This is a genomic window from Gorillibacterium timonense (genome assembly GCF_001457415.1).
GTDB lineage: Bacteria > Bacillota > Bacilli > Paenibacillales > NBRC-103111 > Gorillibacterium > Gorillibacterium timonense.
Map to the genome: position 1 here is coordinate 2,216,504 of NZ_LN881724.1, position 17,399 is coordinate 2,233,902.

Annotated in this window: 15 protein-coding genes and 2 pseudogenes; all 17 read right to left on the bottom strand. The window is 55.3% G+C overall.

Features of this window, described 5'->3' with window-relative positions:
* Positions 1-115 precede the first annotated feature (115 nt).
* The 17 genes and pseudogenes from glnA to BN2684_RS22900 all read right to left on the bottom strand — a co-directional run bounded on the left by glnA (position 116) and on the right by BN2684_RS22900 (position 17,384).
* Positions 116-1,453, bottom strand: a complete 1,338-nt coding sequence (glnA, locus tag BN2684_RS22820) for a type I glutamate--ammonia ligase (protein ID WP_058304366.1) — start codon at positions 1,451-1,453, stop codon at positions 116-118.
* Between the two features lie 158 nt (positions 1,454-1,611).
* Positions 1,612-1,998 (bottom strand): MerR family transcriptional regulator, encoded by a 387-nt coding sequence (locus BN2684_RS22825; RefSeq protein WP_058304694.1) that lies wholly within the window; start codon positions 1,996-1,998, stop codon positions 1,612-1,614.
* A 105-nt stretch (positions 1,999-2,103) separates the two neighbouring features.
* The gene (locus BN2684_RS22830) at positions 2,104-3,354 is read right to left on the bottom strand and encodes a methionine gamma-lyase family protein (protein ID WP_058304695.1); all 1,251 of its coding nucleotides are present in this window, start codon (positions 3,352-3,354) and stop codon (positions 2,104-2,106) included.
* 154 nt (positions 3,355-3,508) lie between these two features.
* Positions 3,509-4,843: a GTPase HflX gene (hflX, locus tag BN2684_RS22835; protein WP_058304367.1), complete on the bottom strand. Its 1,335-nt coding sequence runs from the start codon at positions 4,841-4,843 to the stop codon at positions 3,509-3,511.
* Positions 4,844-5,052: 209 nt separating this feature from the next.
* Positions 5,053-5,496: pseudogene (locus BN2684_RS22840) on the bottom strand (hypothetical protein); the annotation flags it as partial.
* Entirely contained in the window at positions 5,465-6,613 is a 1,149-nt protein-coding gene (locus BN2684_RS22845) for a recombinase family protein (protein ID WP_082652143.1), read from the bottom strand. The gene BN2684_RS22845 and the pseudogene BN2684_RS22840, both read right to left, overlap by 32 nt.
* A gap of 93 nt (positions 6,614-6,706) precedes the next feature.
* On the bottom strand, positions 6,707-6,892 hold the full coding sequence (locus BN2684_RS22850) for a hypothetical protein (protein WP_058304370.1): 186 nt from the start codon (positions 6,890-6,892) through the stop codon (positions 6,707-6,709).
* A gap of 138 nt (positions 6,893-7,030) precedes the next feature.
* The gene (locus BN2684_RS22855; protein ID WP_058304371.1) at positions 7,031-7,237 is read right to left on the bottom strand and encodes a cold-shock protein; all 207 of its coding nucleotides are present in this window, start codon (positions 7,235-7,237) and stop codon (positions 7,031-7,033) included.
* A gap of 93 nt (positions 7,238-7,330) precedes the next feature.
* Positions 7,331-7,531: a cold-shock protein gene (locus BN2684_RS22860; protein ID WP_058304372.1), complete on the bottom strand. Its 201-nt coding sequence runs from the start codon at positions 7,529-7,531 to the stop codon at positions 7,331-7,333.
* Positions 7,532-7,683: 152 nt separating this feature from the next.
* Positions 7,684-8,259 (bottom strand): annotated as a pseudogene (locus tag BN2684_RS22865) (AAA family ATPase); the annotation flags it as partial.
* 61 nt (positions 8,260-8,320) lie between these two features.
* A complete protein-coding gene (locus BN2684_RS22870) occupies positions 8,321-9,643 on the bottom strand; it encodes a DUF445 domain-containing protein (RefSeq protein WP_058304374.1) in 1,323 nt (440 codons plus the stop codon).
* Between the two features lie 27 nt (positions 9,644-9,670).
* Positions 9,671-11,488, bottom strand: a complete 1,818-nt coding sequence (locus BN2684_RS22875; protein WP_058304375.1) for an APC family permease — start codon at positions 11,486-11,488, stop codon at positions 9,671-9,673.
* A gap of 407 nt (positions 11,489-11,895) precedes the next feature.
* A complete protein-coding gene (locus BN2684_RS22880; protein WP_058304376.1) occupies positions 11,896-12,582 on the bottom strand; it encodes a peptidylprolyl isomerase in 687 nt (228 codons plus the stop codon).
* A complete protein-coding gene (locus BN2684_RS22885) occupies positions 12,579-15,122 on the bottom strand; it encodes a PBP1A family penicillin-binding protein (protein ID WP_058304377.1) in 2,544 nt (847 codons plus the stop codon). Before BN2684_RS22885 ends, BN2684_RS22880 begins: the two co-directional genes overlap by 4 nt.
* Positions 15,123-15,318: 196 nt before the next feature.
* Positions 15,319-15,555 carry an RNA chaperone Hfq gene (gene hfq, locus BN2684_RS22890; protein WP_058304378.1) on the bottom strand — a complete coding sequence of 79 codons (237 nt, stop codon included), beginning with the start codon at positions 15,553-15,555 and terminating at the stop codon, positions 15,319-15,321.
* 81 nt (positions 15,556-15,636) lie between these two features.
* Positions 15,637-16,617, bottom strand: coding sequence for a tRNA (adenosine(37)-N6)-dimethylallyltransferase MiaA (miaA, locus tag BN2684_RS22895; RefSeq protein WP_058304379.1), 981 nt, complete (start codon positions 16,615-16,617; stop codon positions 15,637-15,639).
* Positions 16,614-17,384: a class I SAM-dependent methyltransferase gene (locus BN2684_RS22900; protein ID WP_058304380.1), complete on the bottom strand. Its 771-nt coding sequence runs from the start codon at positions 17,382-17,384 to the stop codon at positions 16,614-16,616. Before BN2684_RS22900 ends, miaA begins: the two co-directional genes overlap by 4 nt.
* Positions 17,385-17,399 lie beyond the last annotated feature (15 nt).

Genomic DNA, 17,399 nt, shown 5'->3' on the forward strand with positions numbered 1-17,399 from the left:
TGCATTGTTACAGTTCTCTAGATTTTACATTTGGAACCATCCTCTGTCCAACCAAAAAAATTGCGAAATTCCCAAAAAAAAAACCTCGGCATTGGATGCCGAGGTTAACCCTCTCTTAATACAGCGTCATGTAATGATCGCGTTCCCATTGGTGAACTTGTGTGCGATACATATCCCATTCGATCTCCTTCAGCTCGAAGAAGTAGGAAAGAGCGTGATCGCCGAGGGCTTCGCAGATGACATCGTCGCGAAGAAGCTCGTTCAGGGCTTCCTTCAGATCACTCGGCAGGCTGGGAATGCCCTGCTCAATCCGTTCGTCCTCCGTCATGACGTAAATGTTCCGGTCGACAGGGGCCGGCAGCTGCGTCTTGTGGCGAATGCCGTCCAGACCCGCCTTCAGCATGACCGCCATCGTCAGATAGGGGTTAGCCGCCGGATCGGGATTCCGAACTTCGATGCGCGTGCTGAGTCCGCGGGATGCCGGAATGCGGATCATCGGGCTGCGGTTGCTCGCCGACCAAGCGACGTAGCACGGAGCTTCATAGCCGGGAACGAGCCGCTTGTACGAATTAACCGTAGGATTCGTTACGGCTGCGAACGAACGGGCGTGCTTCAGAATACCGGCCATGTAATAGCGGGCGTCCTGGCTGAGTCCCAGCTTGTCGTCTTCGTCGTAGAAGGCGTTGTCCTTGCCGCGGAAAAGCGATTGGTGGCAGTGCATGCCGGAGCCGTTCACGCCGAACAGCGGTTTCGGCATGAAGGACGCATGCAGCCCATGCTGACGGGCCACGGTCTTGACCACGAGCTTGAACGTTTGAATCGAATCGGCCGCTTTCAGTGCATCGGCATATTTGAAGTCAATTTCATGCTGGCCGGGAGCAACCTCATGGTGAGAAGCTTCGATTTCGAAGCCCATCTCTTCCAGGGTAAGAACGATCTCACGGCGGCAGTTCTCGCCGAGATCGGTCGGAGCCAAATCGAAATATCCGCCTTGGTCGTTCAGCTCGGTCGTCGGATTGCCCTTCTCATCCGTCTTGAAGAGGAAGAATTCCGGCTCCGGACCCACGTTCATGGTGGTGTAGCCCATTTCCTCGGCTTCCTTCAAGGCGCGTCTCAGAATGCCGCGGGGGTCTCCGGGGAAAGGAGTGCCATCCGGCAGATAGATATCACAGATCAGGCGAGCGATGCGATCTTCCGTTACCCAAGGGAAGATTACCCAGGTATCAAGATCCGGGTACAGGTACATGTCGGATTCTTCGATCCGCACATACCCTTCGATGGACGAGCCGTCGAACATCATTTTGTTGTCGAGCGCTTTTTCCAGTTGGCTTACCGGGATTTCCACATTCTTGATCGTTCCGAGCAAATCCGTAAATTGCAGACGGATAAACCGGACGTTCTCTTCCTTCGCAATGCGAAGAATATCTTCTTTGCTGTACCCTTTGGTCGTCACGAAACCGATTCCTCCCTATTGGTAAGTACATGTCCGTATTCGATGGCTGTAAAAGGATTCTGATGAATGCGATACCAATTTAGAGCAAAGATAACGGCTGCCGGTACCAATCGGAACCCGCCGCTTCTTTATCCCGGTATCGAAAGCTCTCCGCTTGCTCAATGGAAGAAGCGGGACAGCTCTCCTTGAATCAAAGAAACCTGGTTGGGGCGTTTGTTGCCCGTAAATAGCTGCTGCTTAAGCATCTTGTGAAGCTGCGAATCCGACAATTCCTTGCGTTTCTGTTCGGTTTCCACGGTGATAACCGTCGCTTCCTCGGAATTCTGGGTGATCGGAGACAGAACCTGCTTGATTCCAGCGATGTTCACGCCCTTCTCGATCAAGTTCTTGATCTCCAGGAGCCGTTCCACATCGATAAAGGAATACAGCCGTTGGTTCCCGCCTGTCCGTGCCGGCTTCACCAGTTCATGCTGCTCATAATAACGGATTTGTCTGGCGGTGAGGTCGGTCAGCTTCATCACGATCCCGATCGGAAACAGCGCCATGTTCCTGCGGATTTCATCATTGTTCAAGTCCAATCACTCCTGTGACTGATATTCTTCCTCATCTTACACTGAGAACGAAAACGTGTCAACCTGTGTTAGGTTTAATTACAATAAGTTTCGATTTTTCATATTTTCCAATGCGCGAATAACTCCAAGCTTGGCGTGGGCATAAGTCAGTCCGCCCTGCATGTAAGCAATGTAAGGTTCGCGAACAGGAGCGTCGGCAGAAAGCTCCAGGCTGCCGCCTTGAATGAAGGTTCCCGCCGCCATAATCACCGGATCGTCATAGCCCGGCATATCCCAAGGCTCCGGAACGACATGCGAGTCAACTGCCGATGCCTTCTGGATGCCCTGAACGAAGGCGATCAGGTGCTCCGGCCCGGTAAACCGGATCGCTTGAATGAGATCCGTACGGGAATCCTGCCACCCCGGCTTCGTATCGAATCCTAGTTGTTCGAACAGGGCCGCAGCGAATACGCTTCCCTTGAGTGCCTGTCCGACCAGATGAGGGGCAAGAAAAAGGCCTTGAAACAAGCTGCGCATCGTTCCGAGCATCGCCCCCACTTCTCCGCCGATCCCCGGAGCGGTCAAACGGAATGCGGCCTTCTCCACGAGCTCCGCTCTGCCCGCGATATAGCCGCCGGTGGGAGCGATCCCTCCGCCTGGATTCTTGATCAGCGAGCCCGCAATCAGATCGGCCCCCGCCTCGGTCGGCTCATGAAGCTCGGTGAATTCGCCATAACAGTTATCTACGAAGACGATTGCCTCCGGTTTCTTCTTTTTCACAAAGCGAACCATTTCCCCAATCTCTTCCACGGTAAAAGAGGAGCGCCAAGCATAGCCTCGAGAACGCTGAATGCCGATGACGCGAGTATCCGCGGTCAAAGCGGCATCGATGGCCTCCCAGTCAGGCTTTCCATCCTCCTTCAGGTCCACTTTCCCGTAGCGGATGCCAAAGTCGGCCAAAGACCCAGAGCCGTCCTTGCCGCTGCCGATCACGTTATGAAGAGTGTCGTAAGGGTCCCCGGTTATGTAAAGAAGCTTGTCACCCGGACGCAGAACACCAAACAGTGCCGTTCCGATCGTATGGGTACCGGATACGAAGTGCGGACGAACAAGAGCCGCTTCCGCGCCGAATACATCAGCATAGACGAGGTCGAGAACCTCACGGCCCCGGTCGTTGTACCCATAGCCCGTCGATCCGGCAAAATGGAAATCGCTCACCTTATGCTTTTGAAAAGCTTCGATTACCTTCCATTGATTGGTTTCCGCGAGGCGGTCAAGCTCCTTCAACCTGCTAGCGGCTTTTTCTTCGGCCGCTTCGGCTACCTTGAGGATATCTTCAGACACATGCATGTTCAGGTCTCCCTTATCATGGATGAAAGCGCAAAACAGGAGCTTACCATGTTTTTGGTTCATGGTCAACTCCTCGATGCGCCACTTTCTTTGCTTATGATGAAGTGAATACTCCCAATCCCGTTCCATTGCATGGAAACTTCGATGAATGTGCCTATTCCAATTCGGAAGTCGTCTGGCTGACAGGAGCAGCACTAGGGGAGCCATCCCGATAAGGGGCGAGCGGCCCGCCGAATTTCTGCGAGTCAGCGGAGTCCAACCGCACGCTCAACACCATATCATCCTCATCCACCGCACTGTCTTGAACCGTCCCGATGCGATAAGCGAGGGCAATCAAATCCCCCTTATCGGCGGGAATTCGGAACCGGGCGACGCCGCCCGAAAGCTTGTGCTCCAAGAGCGCCTGTAAAGCCTCTAGATCGCCTTCATTTAAGGCAGATAGACGAAGATACTCGCCGGGCGCGGTGAGCAAATTCCGCTCGTTCTCGTCGATCCGATCCACCTTGTTAAACAGGGTTACGGTCTCTTTATCATGGGCGCCGAGCTCGCGGAGAACTTCGCCGACGACTCGCATCTGTTCGTCCCGCATCTCGGAGGAGCTGTCCACCACATGCAGGATGAGATCGGCTTCGTTCGCTTCCTCCAAGGTCGCCCGGAAGGCGGCTATCAAGTCATGGGGGAGATTTTGGATAAAGCCTACGGTATCGGTGACCACAATCTCCTTGCCTCCCGGAAGCGTCAAGTTCCGCGAGGTCGGATCAAGGGTAGCGAACAGCTTGTTCTCCACATACACATCAGCTTGGGTCAGCTGCTTGAGCAGCGTCGATTTCCCCGCGTTCGTATATCCGACGAGAGCGACCTGAAACACGCCGGTCTTCTTGCGCCGTTCGCGGTGAAGGTTGCGCAGGCGGACCACTTCCTGCAGCTGTCTTTTCAGTGTGGAGATTCGTTCCCGGATATGCCGGCGGTCCGTCTCCAGCTTGGTTTCGCCACCGCCGAAGCGCGTTCCGACGCCGCCGCCCTGCCGGGACAGGTTCTTGCCTTGTCCGGACAAACGGGGCAGCAAATAGCTGAGATGCGCGAGCTCCACCTGAAGAATCCCTTCGCGGGTTTTGGCTCGCTGGGCGAAAATGTCGAGAATCAGCTGCGTGCGGTCAATGATCTTGGCGTCGAGGAGCTCCTCCAGGTTGCGAACCTGAGCGCCGGATAGCTCTTGGTCAAACACGACGATGTTCGCACCGGTTTGAATGACCATCTGCTTGACCTCTTCCGCCTTGCCTTTGCCGATAAACCATTTGGAATCGGCGGTTTCACGATTCTGGGTGATCACACCGAGCACTTCCAGCCCTGCGGTCTCCGCCAAATTGATCAATTCGTTCAAGGAATGCTTGGCCATCTCGGCCGTCCATCTCAGGTCGTCCGTGACGAGACTGACCAGGATCGCTTTTTCTTCGGTAACGCCTTCTACTTCGTGTGAAGTTGGTTTCATAGGGCCTCCTTGCAGCCGGAGCGATTGGGAGCCGATGCGGCCCCCCGTCCAGATGTCTCATATTAAGTAAGGGTACAGGTATGGATAGATCTTCCGGTATCAGGATTCGCTTCCGGCAGGCTGCCTATACCTCAGGCAGCTTAGGCTGGTGTTAGGTTTGCTTCTGATGAAAAGTGCTTGCTCCACTCTAGCCCCACAAGCCCGCTCTGTCAAAAGGATAGCATGAGCTTCTCCCGAGGCGCAGGAGCTGCCTGCGGCAAATCTTCCGGCCTCAGCTCCATCAGCTCCTGTTTGGTGGGTGTGCCGCTATGCCGCAGCAAGCGGACGGCTTGGTTGCGCAGAGCTTTCTCCATCAGATTCCGGATGAAGCGGCCGTTGCTGAACGCCTCCAGGCAGGTGTCCTTCTCCCGTTGGATTTGCTGCCTCAGCTTCCATTCCGCCTGGGGCGTCAGCACGTACTGCCTTTCCTTCAACATAAGGCCGGCGATTTGAACCAGTTGATCGACCGAATAGTCAGGAAACTCAATCATGACGGGAAACCGGGAAGGCAATCCCGGATTTGTGCTGAGAAATTCATCCATTTCATCCGGGTATCCGGCAAGGATGAGAATGAACTGATTTTTATGATCCTCCATGGCTTTGACCATCGCATCGAACCTGCGAGGAAAGAGGCAGCCGGTAGCGAATTTCGATGCGCAGTTCGGGATCGGCGATGAAGATGACCTCTTCGACCGCGAGCTCGAATACCTCGCGGCGCAGCTTGAAATCCGCGGCGGCTAGAGCGCCGCTGATGCGCAGGCGGGCGGCGGGCGCACGGCCTTCGGCGGCGCTCTGGCGCCCCGTGCGGCCTTGGCTGCGGCCTGCGGCTAGCGTTCGCGCCGCCGCATCAAACAGCGCCTCGTCGACAAGCGCCTCGACCGGCAGCGGGTATTGCTCCTCGGGCGCACGCTCGCGGCGGTAGCCGAGGTGATAATCGACCTTGTAGGCCATGTAGGTTCCGAGGTAGCTCCGGTTGCGGAGGATCCGGCTGACCGTCGAGCCGTACCAGCGGGTTCCCCGGGGAGCCGGGCAGCTCTCGGCCTGCAGCTCCCGTGAGATCGCGGCAGCGCTCTTGCCAGCTGCTGCCATGAGAAACATCCGGCGGACGACATCCGCTTCCTCCGCATGAGGGACGAGCACGTCCTCCTCCGTATCGAATCGGTAGCCGTACAGCCGCGGATCCCCGCTCAGCTTCCCGTAGTGCTTGAGCTTGGCCAGCCGGCCGCGGATCGTCCGTTCCCGGATCTTCTCCCGTTCGAATTCCGCGAACATTCCGCGAAGCTGATAAAACAAGCGTCCCTCAGGTGTATTGTTCCATGTGAAGTTCACAAATTCAAGGGTGATTTTCCCTTTAACGATTTCCTCAGTGAGAAGAAGCTGATGTGACAGCTTCCTCGCAAGCCTATCCGGATCGAAGACGATGACCGTTTCGATCCCGCTTGGAACCGAGACAAGCTCTCGCATACGGCTCAAGCCCGGACGATCAAGCAGCGTTCCCGATGCTTCGTCAGCCAATAGGAGGACGTCCTCCGGTGCATAACCGAGCTCTGCTGCGCGCTTGATGCAATCCTCCCTCTGAGCGTCCAGGCTGTAGCCCCGTTCCGCCTGCTCCTCCGTAGACACGCGCGTATAGATAACAGCCTTCCACGGACGCATGGCGGCCCCACCCTCCAAATACGAGGAAAAGGAGGTCATCCCCATCGGATAACCTCCTTTCTCACTGAAAGCCATGTTCGGTTCTGCCCGCTTATCCTCTCGCTAAAGCTGCCTTTCCGTCCGGCCGTTCGCCAACTCCAACCTGCACCAACCGTGAATCGGACTCGCTCAACCTCGCTCCGTTTGCGTTGGCAAGGTACCGGCCTCATCGCCAGCTTGCTCCCCTGCCTTCCAGACATCCGGTTCCATAAGCAAAAAGACTAGCCGGGCCACCAAATTTCCGTCATCCGAACCGCCATGCCCGAACGTCTCCAGACAAGCGATATCGGCCTTGCGGAGCGGCCTGCGCGCCATGTGCTCCCCTCCTGCTCTCACTATATGACGCCTTCGGAATGTCCCATTCCTTTGACGATGCCCCCAAAATGAAAAACCGTCAGCGCAAGCCGCTCAGGCTCGAACTGACGGTCGTTCTTTGTTCTGCATCAAGGTCTCTTACGGGAAAGCTGCGTTTTTGGTGGAGTTCATCAGAACGGGAAGCAGCCGAATCTCCTGCGCCATAGCCGAACCACAGAGAGGGCAGACAGGTTCTTCCTGAAACACGAAGTTCGTTCTCATCCATCCCTTGCAATCCCCGCTGATACAGGACCAGACGGAGGTATCTTCTTCGGGCAGCGCTTCGGGAATCTTTTTGGAAAACATATCAATCCCTCCTTCATCGATATGGGATGACCGCCAATGAATTCACCTTCCGGCGGGCTGCCGGGAGCGAGCTTTATGCAAGTTCACGGGAAGCTACAGCCGAACCACATTCTCCGCCTGCGGCCCCCGGTTTCCTTGGGTCACATTCAGTTGGACGCGCTCGCCTTCGTTCAGGGATTTAAAACCATCCGCTTGAATCGCGCTGAAATGAACGAAGACGTCCTTTCCATCCTCCACCTCGATAAAGCCGTATCCTTTTTCTGCGTTGAACCATTTCACCGTACCGGTCGTCATTCTCGTACTACCTCCAACATGGATTAGCCAGGGAAACCCCGGCTCTAAATAGTATGCGGGGACGAGCCAAAATATATACAAAGTTGGCAAAAAGGCGAAGAAAAACCGAAAAAACCGGCATGTGCCTGCCGGTTCATTCATCGCATATTCAATTCCTTGGTTTTGACCATCGCATCGATGGCTTCCTTGCCGAAGTCCTTCTCGCCGCCGCGAGCGAGGCTGTACGCCTCGTCGATGAACAAGACGCCGCCCATCGCCCGCTTAATCAATTCGCGGGTTTTAATCGCAGTGTGTCCAATGTATTCGCCGACCAGGTCGGCTCTTTCCGCTTCGATTAAATGCCCCTTCGACAGCAGGCCCATCTCCTGAAAGAGCTTCGCGGCCATGCGGGCAACCGTCGTCTTGCCCGTCCCGGGATTCCCTTTGAAGATCATATGGTAAACCTGAGGTTGAATCGCAAGTCCGGCTTCGGAGCGGTAGCGTTTCACCGTCAGCATGGCATAGATTTCGTACAGGAAGTCCTTGACCTCCTCCAGCCCGATCATCCGGTCAAATTCCTGCATCATATCGGCAAAAGGCTCCGCTTTCCGGACAGTCGCAGCGGAGGATTCACTCAACGCTTCCTCCCGCGGTCCCGGTTTCGTCTGGCGCAGGACGACGCTGATCTGCCGGGAAGGTCTCTCTTTCGTCGCCGGATCCAGGGGCATTCTATTCTCGCTCACGCTCATGCGCATTCACCTCTCCCTTCAGGTGTAAGCAGTATACGCAGGAGCCCAGAAATGGGTTCGACTATAACCGAAAGAGGGTGAGCACAAGCCCGACCAGAAAGCCGCAGATGGCCCCGTTCAGCCGGATCCATTGAAGGTCGGTGCCGATCTTCTCCTCCAGCATCTCGACGAGCGCTTTGTCATCCAGCTTATTCAAGTTGTCGCGCACCAGATTGCCGATGCGGTAATGATTGCGCTCCACGAGCGTAACAAGCGCGTCCGCCAGCTGGCGTTCCCACTTGTCCGTCGTCTCCGGCATCGCCCGAAGCTTTTCCAGCACGTAGCGCAATAAAGGTACCACCTTCTTGCCGCCAAGGCGCGCTTCCTCATCGAGCCGGTTCAGCAGTTGACTGCGCAGCTCCTCCAGGCGCTCCAGCAGCCAGCTCTCCGTCGCTTCCTCCTCCAGCTTGCCAAGCCCCCAGCTGCGCAGCTGTTCCGTCAGCGCCGAGTCGTTGACCGCCGTGAACGCATGCGACCGAATCTCTTCAAGCAGTCGGAGGCGCATTGGCGCCGACGAGGCCTGCATGTCCCATAATGCCGAGCGCAGCATCCCCTTTAACATATTTCCGAGCTTATCCGGGCTGAGGAAGCCGGCTGCCGCCTGAAAAGCGAAGCCCATGAATCCTCCTACCTGCAGCTCTCGCAGCTTCGCGTGAGCCATCTGGCCGAGCAGAGCCTCCGTCTCCGGCCGCTCCACCCATTCGCCGCCTGCCCGCAGCACCGCATCGAGGGCGCGCTCGTCCCATCCCTCGCGGATTCCCGCTTCCGCAAGACGCACGAGCAGCGGTTGGATATCGGCTTTGGTCAGCGTGGAAGACAGCCCGTTCTGAATGACGGCGGCCGTCTTGTCCAAAGGAATGGCACGTACGATGGCGGCGGCTCCCTGAACCGCCGCCACCCGCGAGCTTCGCTTGCCGGCCTGCTTGACGATACCGGATGCCGCAAGGGGCAGAAGGCGGACTTCCGTCAGCTTACGCTGGATGCTCTCTTTGTTGAGCAGCTCCGTCTCCATGGCGCCGATCAAGGACTCAATGATCCGGTTACGGTTTTTGAGCAGGAGCGAGGTGTGCGGAATCGGAATCCCCATGGGATGCCGGAAGAGTGCCGTCACGGCGAACCAGTCTGCCAAGCCCCCTACGAGACCGGCTTCAAAGCCGCCGGATAGAATCCGAAAGAATGGAGTTTCGGGAAGAAACAAGCTGCCGACAAAGCCTCCGCCCATGACCAAGAGCGAGACCGTCGCCATTTTACGTGTGTTGCTTTTCGGGGCTTGCGCTGCTTCGGCCGCTTCACGGCTCCTGCTGTCATATGATGCTGCGGCTTTTCGTTTGGTTCGGATTGCCATAACCCCCTTCGTTACGGACGAGACCCGCTACCTGTTAAAGTGATAGGGAACGGTGGCGATGACGACATCCTTTTGCGTAAACAGATAGGCACGGATCAGGATACTCGTCTGGTTGTGCAGCAGATTTTGCCACCAGTGCTTGGTGATGAATTGCGGAATGAGAATGGTGATGTGGTCCGTGTCCGATGTCTTCCATTCCACCGTATTGATAAACCGCGTGAGCGGGCGCAGAATGCTGCGATACCGGGAACGGAGGGTGATCAGGCGGACGCCGGGATTCCACAGCTCCCATTTCTCTTCCATGCGCTTGATCTCGTCTTCGTCAAATCCAACGTAAACCGCGACCACGTTGTCTGTCAAGGATTTGGCGTAACTGATCGTGTGAAGCACGACGCGGGTGACGCCCGCAACGGGTACGATGATCGTGCTGCCCTTGATGACCGGCTTTTCCTTCTCGAGATCGATCCGCAAGAGGTCCGCCGTATTTTTGTAATGCTGGCTAATCCGTTTAAACAGATAAATGACGGCCGGGAGAAACACGAATACTCCCCAGATGTGAGTGAACTTCGTGATCACGAAGATCATCGTGATGGTGAGCGTCGTCAGCATCCCAATGGTATTGATGGCGAATTTGATCATCCAGCCGCTCGGACGCAAGCGGAACCAGCGAACCATCATTCCGAGCTGAGAGATCGTAAACGGAATGAAGACCCCCACCGCATATAGCGGAATCAGGCTGGTCGTGTCCCCTCCGGAGCCGATAATAAGCAGCGCTGACATCACGCCGAGGAAGATGATGCCGTTCGAGAACCCGAGGCGGTCTCCCCGCACCTGAAAGGCATGGGGCAGAAATTTATCCTTGGACAACATGAAGGCGAGCAGCGGAAAAGCGGCATAGCCGGTGTTCGCGGCCAGAAACAGAATGACGGCCGTGATTCCTTGAATCCAGAAGAACAGAACATGACGACCAAACGTCGCTTCGGTAATCTGCGAGACGACCGTCATCTTCTCGTTGGGAAGAACACCGTTCCAATAGGCGAGAAGGCTGATGCCGAGAAACATAAAGCCGAGGATGGCCCCCATCATCATGAGGGTCTTCGCCGCGTTCTTCTCAGCAGGCTTACGAAAGTTGGGAATGGCATTGGATACCGCTTCGACGCCGGTCAATGCGGTACAGCCCGAGCTGAATGCCTTGAGCAAGAGAAACAAGCTCATGCTGGATACGGTCGTTCCCATAGCCGGAACATGCGCAGGCGCCCCGTACATGAAATACTTGATCACGCCCGATACGATCAGGACGGCGATCGACGTGATAAACAGGTACACGGGAACTGCAAGAAAGCTCGCCGATTCCGTCGTTCCCCGTAAATTGATCAGGGTGAGGAAGATGATCATAACAAGGGCGATCAGCACTCGGTAATCATGTAGAGAAGGAAACGCCGATGTGATGGCGTCCGTGCCGGCGGATGAGCTAACCGCAACGGTCAGAATGTAATCGACGAGCAGCGAGCCTCCCGCCATCAGGCTGGTCGTCTGTCCGAGATTGTCTTTGGCAACGATGTACGCTCCGCCTCCGGAAGGATAGGCGTAGATCGTCTGCCGATAGGAAAGAATGAGCACGAGCAACAAAGCGAGTACCGCAAAAGAAATGGGGATCGAATACCAGATCGCAACAGCTCCGGCGGCCATCAGGGCGATGAGAATCTGCTCCGTGCCGTATGCAACCGATGAGAGAGCATCAGAAGAAAGAACGGCCAGCGCTTTAAGCTTTGTCAATTTTTCGTCTTCCAGTTCGGTCGATTTCATAGGCCGACCGATCAAAAAGCGCTTCAGTTGATTGGCCATTGCAGCAAAACTCCTTTTCCAAATTCAGTGGATAATGGGGTATCCTAGACCCGATTTCTAATCATAAAGTAACGCAATTTATCCGTAAAGAATCGGTTAGAGAGGTTTTACCGACCTGAATCTCTTGAAAACGCATCCTTTTGCCGCCTTCTATGCTTAACCCCAATTTCTCGCGCGCAATCCCCCTTCTATCTTGCCAATGCTTCCGTTCTCGCATTCATTCCGTTTGAAATGGTCAACGATTCAACCTTCGACGGCAGAACGGGTTGCTTGGAAGGCTGGGGTGAAACGATCCTTTATCCAAGCAGCCGGAATAGGTATAAAAAACCTTCCGAACCTTAGGTCCGGAAGGAATTGAAAGCTTTTACGAATCTGAACATTACGGTTTTGAACCGAAACGACGAGACTTAATCATGAGTCTTGATGACGAGCTTGTCGATCGTAACCTTCTCAGCGGGAACGCTGACTTCAGTGCCATTCGAATTAAGGGCGACCGGAGTTGCCGCGATCTTCTTCACCACATCCATCCCCGAGCTTACCTTGCCGAAGATCGAGTATTTGGCGTAACGGGAATCGTTCAAGCCCTGACTGTCGTCTCCCGTACAGATGAAGAACTGGCTCCCGCCTGTCCCCGGACCCGCGTTCGCCATAGCGACGATCCCGGTCTCATAGGTATGGCCGTTGTTCAGCTCATCTGGGATCGAATAGCCGGGACCGCCTGAGCCTGTACCCGTACGATCTCCTGTCTGAATCATGAAACTCTCGATGATCCGATGAAAGGTCACCCCGTCGAAATAATGCTGTTCCGCTAAAAAAACAAAGTTATTGACCGTAATCGGAGCATCTTTCGCGAACAGCTCGACCGTAAAGGTCCCTTTGTTCGTTTCGAATACCGCTTCGTAGCTCTTGGTCTTATCGATCGTCATCTCCGGAGAGGTGGACCATTGGAACGGTTCGGAGCTAGCCGGAGAAACCGACGGGACCGGTTGGCTGGACTCCGGATTGTTCGAGGTTCGAGTTCCGCATCCAACTGCCGTCAGCAGAAGGAGAACGGCGATTGTGTATCCGACAAGCTTTCTCGGTTGGATCCTCAATTCCCTCCGCCTCCATTCCCAGTGCCATTGCCGTTTCCGTTCCCATTTCCATTGCCATTCCCATTTCCGTTTCCGTTGCCGCTTCCGGCTTCATTGCCGGAGACCGGCGTTGCCGTCACTCCCGGTTCTCCTTCGTTTCCCGTCGGAGTGGGAGTTGGATTTGCCGTGTCGGTGGGAGACAGCGTCGGCTCCGTTCCCGGCTCTCCTCCGTTGTTCTCCGTGTCCGTCGGAGTTGGCGTAGCGGTTTCCTCCGGGCTCACGGTCGGACTTTCCGAAGGACTTTCCGATGGAGTCGGGCTGCCCGCATCCGCGGGGATTTCGATCACCGCCGTATTGGAAGGCGTCCCCTCCTGGCCGTTCTCGGGGTCGTAGGTGGTTACGAAGTATTCGTATTTGCCCCCGGGTACGATGGTCATGTCTTCGAACTCTGTTACCCCGGAAAGCTCCTGCAGCACGGCAGGTTCAGCATCCTCTGCTTCCTTGCGGTAGATCCGGAAGGTAAGCTTGCTTGCGTCTTCCGGAGACTTCCACGCCAGCTTCACGTGCACGGTCTCCAGATCGAAGGTGGCGGACAATTCCGTCACTCCCTTCGGAGGCGTAGACGCGTCCTGTACCCCGTCGGGGCGATCAAAGGCCTTCACCTTATAGCCGGCTAGCGCTTGCTCCATGACCGCCTTGAAGACCGCTGCCGCACTACCGCTCGATATGGTAATGTAATGGTTTTTGTCTGTGGTGTCGAAGCCCATCCAGACGGCGGCGGTCCATTCCGGGGTATAGCCGGCGAACCAAAGGTCGGTGTTGTACTTTTCAAGCCCCTTGATGGTCATTTGTGTCGAGCCGGTCTTGCCCGCCACCGGCCGGTTCATCGCCGCCTTCGTCCCTGTTCCGCCTTTTTGAACGACGGTTTCCAGAATTTGCGTCATGTTCCACGCCGTCTCCGCACTCATGACCTGCTTGGCTTTTGTTTTAAAGGAAGCGGTGGTGTCTCCGTCGACATTTACAATTTCTGTAATCGCGTGGGCCTCATGAAGAACTCCGTTATTCGGGAAGGCACTGTAAGCTTGTGCCATCTGCAGCGGAGAGACCCCATGCGCCATTCCTCCGAGCGCGAGCGCCAGGTTATTGTCGGTTTTATCAAAGGTGATGCCGAGCTTCTCGGCGAAGGTCTTGCCCGTCTTCACGCCGATGTCCTTCAATACAGCGACCGCAGGTACGTTCTTGGACTTCTTGACGGCATATTCCAGCGAGATTTTCCCCTCGTATTTGCCGTCGGCATTGCGGGGACTGTACCCGTTGAAATCGGTCCGAACATCGTCCAGCTGGCTGTAGCGGGTATACTTGCCGCTCTCGAGCGCCGGCCCGTAGACGAGAATCGGTTTAATGGACGAGCCCGGAGAGCGGGTCATGTTCATAGCGCGGTTGAAGGTCATCTTGTACTCGTAATCCCGTCCGCCTATCATCGCGACGATCCCGCCGCTGGCGTTGTCCAGGATGACCATGCTGCTCTGCATGCTTTCCCCGTTCATGTCTTTTTGAAACAATTCATCGTTCTTGTACGCCGTATCCATTACTTTCTGAGCGTTCCGGTTCAGCGTGGTATAGATCTTGTACCCGCCGCGAGCTAGCTTATCTTCTTCGATACCGTACTTGTCGGCCGCTTCCTGCAAGACATAATCTTTGAAGCTGTCGAACATGGACGTGCTCGAAGCGGTTGTGCTCTTGGCCGGACGAACGTACTCCACCTTGGATGCTTGCTCCAGCTGGTCTTTGGTGATATAGCCCTGGTTATACATCAGCGTCAATACAACTTCTCGACGCTCCATCGACTTGTCGGGATTCTTGATCGGATTGTAATAGGAAGGAGCCTTCGGCATGGCGGCAAGCGTTGCGATCTGCCAGAGCTCAAGCTTCTTCAAGTCGGTCACGCCAAAATAGGTTTTGGCGGCTGTCTTCACTCCCCAGGAGCTGTTGCCGAAAAAGATCCGATTCAGATACATCTCCATGATTTCCTTCTTGTCAAAGCGCTCCTCAAGAGCCATGGCCATAGACATTTCCGTCGCTTTGCGGAAGAAGGTTTTGTCGGAGTTGAGGAACATGTTCTTGGCTAGCTGCTGGGTGATCGTGCTTCCGCCTTCCACCGCGCTGCGGTGAACGATATCCTTGACAATCGCCCGGGCGATAGACTGCGGGTCAACCCCGGAGTGATCCCAGTAGCGCTTGTCTTCCGTGGCGACGAACGCGTCGATCAGCAGATCGGGAAACTCTTCGTATTTCGCGATCTCGCGGTTCCCTTCCTGGTCATACAGCTTGGCGATTTCATTCCCATCGACGTCATAGATGGTTGAGGCTTGCGACATGACGAAATTATTCTCATTTGCCTTCAATTGCTTCTGTCCGCTGTAAAGGATGAACACATATCCGGACAGGCCGATCACGATGGCGAGTGCAGCCGCAATGAGCACAAAGGTAAACACTTTCTTCTTGTTCAGTCGTTTCTTCTTCTTGAGCGGCGGTTTCTTCTGCGGCCCTCGATTCGACATGTGGGATTCCCCCTATTCCTATTTTCTCTCTATGGCCAACCGTAAAATATACGAGTCAAACGGCGAATATGTTTCGTTTTTCCTAAATTCGATGCGCCTAAAACAAAGAACAACCCCAGCGCGATGACTTGGGTTGCTCTTCATGGGTTCCTTGAAGCATCTATCGAAGCGGGTTGTTCTGATCATTCTACATCCCTTACTCAGCGTTGGAATCGGACAGGAAAGAGACCGAACGGAGCGGAGTAAAGGTCGAGATCGCGTGCTTGTACACCATCTGCTGCCGACCTTCGCTGTCGATGATGATCGTGAAGTTATCGAAGGCTTTGACAAGACCCCGGATTTGAAACCCGTTGGTGAGGTATACCGTAACCGGGATATTCTCTTTGCGCAGCGAGTTCAAAAAATTATCTTGGATGTTGATCGACTTGTTCATTCAAGATCCCCTTTCCTGGTAGAAAACTTAACCGTCCCCGCAACGGACTGTTCGGTTTATGTTGTATTGGAATGATTCGCTTTATAAATTGATCTTTCCTGCTATTATAGCATCAATTTCTTGCATTTGCTTGGAAAAGTTTTTTCCTCCATCGACCTCAACCCACGAGATTTCCTTCATATGGCGGAACCAGGACAGCTGGCGTTTGGCAAATCTCCGGGTATTTCGCTTTAATAAAGCAACCGCTTCATCCAGGCTTGATTCACCGGCAAGGTAGGCGGTCATCTCTTTGTAGCCAAGCCCCTGCATGGATGGCAGCTCGCGTCCGTAGCCCTCCGCCAGAAGCCGCCGAACCTCACCCTCGAAGCCGTCCGCCAGCATCAGGTCCACCCGGTCCTCGATCCGCTTGTATAGCGTTTCGCGTTCCATGGTGAGCCCGAGCAAACAGAGCCGATAAGGCGATTCCTTGCGCTGCCTGGCAAGATGCTCGGATTGGGGGATGCCGGTCAGATGTGTGACCTCAAGAGCGCGGATCACCCGGCGATGATCGTTCGGATGAAGCCGATCGGCAGTCACGGGATCTATCTCCCTCAGCTTATCATGCAGAGCCTGCTCTCCATGCTCGATCAGGTAGGCCTGTTGCTCCCTGCGAAACGCTTCGTCGGCTCCTCCTTCGCTGAATTCATAGCCATAGATCAGCGATTCGATATAGAGCCCGGTCCCTCCAACGAGAAAAGGCAGCTTCCCCCTTGAGGCGATCTTCTCGATCGTTTCGCCTGCTTGCTTCTGAAAATCAGCGGTGTTGAATGTTTCGTCGGGATTTACGATGTCGAGGAAATGATGGGGGATCCCCTCCATCTCCTCCGGGCGGATCTTCGCCGTCCCGATGTCCATGCCTCGGTAGACCTGCATGGAATCGCCGGACAGGATCTCGCAATTCCATGCTTTGGCAATGGAGATGCTCAGCTTCGTCTTGCCGACTGCCGTCGGACCGACCAGCACGATGAGCGGTGGTTTGCTCGCTTCCGGTCCAGGCGATCCTCCCGTTTCCCTTTCGCTCAAAGCTCGATCACCCCGTATGCGATTTTCGTGCGGGAACGGTGCTTGAGAAAACCGAGACGCTCATATTCGGGGCTGTCTCGATGCTCCTTCAACAGAACCCGCCGAATGGCAACGCGCTTGGCCTCCTCCACTGCTTCCAAGGTAAGGGGATCCGGGTTCGCGATCTCGCGGTACGGAGAGATGGAACTGGACTCCTCCACCGGAATGCGGAACATCGGATCGAAATAAACGATGTCGTAGCTCTTATCGGGCAGCTTGCGCAAGTAGTCAAGGTGAAACGTATGGACCACCTCGATGCGACGCATCGCCTCATTGACGGCCTGAAATTTGGCTTCGTAATGAACGAGGCCCTCCTCCAGCAGCAGCACGGTGATCGCTTCGCTCTCCAGCGCGGTCACTTTGCCGCTATCGCCGACGGCGTGGGCGAAGACGATCGAATCGCTGGCGAGGCCTGCGGTGCAATCCAGCACGCGATCGCCCGGACGGACGCCGGAAAGATCGACGAGCGGGTCGCTTTCTCCTTTCGTCATCCGTTTCACCCGAATGTAAGCGGTGCTTGGGTGAAAATAGATCGGGTCGCCTGAAACGGGACAATACATCATCTTCTCTTCGGTAAGTAACAGGATTCCCTGATCCCCGTACTTCTTCCGTAAATCAGGTAACGAATCTCTTCTCCTGTCCACATAACGGCCTCCGGACTTGGCTGCAAGCCGCCGGGCTTCCTCCCGTGTGGACGGAGTCGCGTAATACGAAGTGGTTACAAGCATGGAATCCCTCTTTAT

What these genes read in the sequence shown, in the direction of transcription:
- hflX (WP_058304367.1), bottom strand. Translation starts at nt 4,843, where the DNA reads ATGAAACCAACTTCACACGAAGTAGAAGGCGTTACCGAAGAAAAAGCG.
- BN2684_RS22825 (WP_058304694.1), bottom strand. Translation starts at nt 1,998, where the DNA reads ATGGCGCTGTTTCCGATCGGGATCGTGATGAAGCTGACCGACCTCACC.
- BN2684_RS22860 (WP_058304372.1), bottom strand. Translation starts at nt 7,531, where the DNA reads ATGACGACCGGTACGGTGAAATGGTTCAACGCAGAAAAAGGATACGGC.
- BN2684_RS22830 (WP_058304695.1), bottom strand. Translation starts at nt 3,354, where the DNA reads ATGCATGTGTCTGAAGATATCCTCAAGGTAGCCGAAGCGGCCGAAGAA.
- hfq (WP_058304378.1), bottom strand. Translation starts at nt 15,555, where the DNA reads ATGAACAAGTCGATCAACATCCAAGATAATTTTTTGAACTCGCTGCGC.
- BN2684_RS22900 (WP_058304380.1), bottom strand. Translation starts at nt 17,384, where the DNA reads ATGCTTGTAACCACTTCGTATTACGCGACTCCGTCCACACGGGAGGAA.
- BN2684_RS22870 (WP_058304374.1), bottom strand. Translation starts at nt 9,643, where the DNA reads ATGGCAATCCGAACCAAACGAAAAGCCGCAGCATCATATGACAGCAGG.
- BN2684_RS22875 (WP_058304375.1), bottom strand. Translation starts at nt 11,488, where the DNA reads ATGGCCAATCAACTGAAGCGCTTTTTGATCGGTCGGCCTATGAAATCG.
- BN2684_RS22850 (WP_058304370.1), bottom strand. Translation starts at nt 6,892, where the DNA reads ATGGCGCGCAGGCCGCTCCGCAAGGCCGATATCGCTTGTCTGGAGACG.
- BN2684_RS22845 (WP_082652143.1), bottom strand. Translation starts at nt 6,613, where the DNA reads ATGGCTTTCAGTGAGAAAGGAGGTTATCCGATGGGGATGACCTCCTTT.
- BN2684_RS22885 (WP_058304377.1), bottom strand. Translation starts at nt 15,122, where the DNA reads ATGTCGAATCGAGGGCCGCAGAAGAAACCGCCGCTCAAGAAGAAGAAA.
- BN2684_RS22855 (WP_058304371.1), bottom strand. Translation starts at nt 7,237, where the DNA reads ATGTTTTCCAAAAAGATTCCCGAAGCGCTGCCCGAAGAAGATACCTCC.